The organism is Bradyrhizobium genosp. SA-3, from assembly GCF_004212635.1.
Lineage (GTDB): Bacteria > Pseudomonadota > Alphaproteobacteria > Rhizobiales > Xanthobacteraceae > Bradyrhizobium.
Map to the genome: position 1 here is coordinate 1 of NZ_PSRT01000372.1, position 273 is coordinate 273.

Annotated in this window: 1 pseudogene; it reads right to left on the reverse strand. The window is 73.6% G+C overall.

From position 1 onward, the window contains the following. Positions 1 to 273, reverse strand: a pseudogene (locus tag CWO91_RS42515) (outer membrane beta-barrel protein); the annotation flags it as partial.

The following is a 273-nucleotide window of genomic DNA, read 5'->3' on the forward strand; positions in this document are numbered from 1 at the left end:
CGATGCGCGGCGGGGCGAGCGTTCGCTCCGGCGTTGCCGGCGCTACCCTTGAGCCGGGGCCGACCGGGCGCTTCGGCTTCGGCTGCCCGGGATAAAGCTTCGGCTGCTGCCGTTTGCGGTTGAGCGAGTCGTAGCCGGAGCCGCTCGCGCCGTTGGCGGCGGGCAGGCCGTAGGTCGGGACCTGACTGTTTGGGCTTTGGCCGGCGCGCGGAGCTGCCGGCGGCTGCTGGCGCCTGCGCGGATCGTTGGGATCGGGCAGCGTCGGCAGCGCAT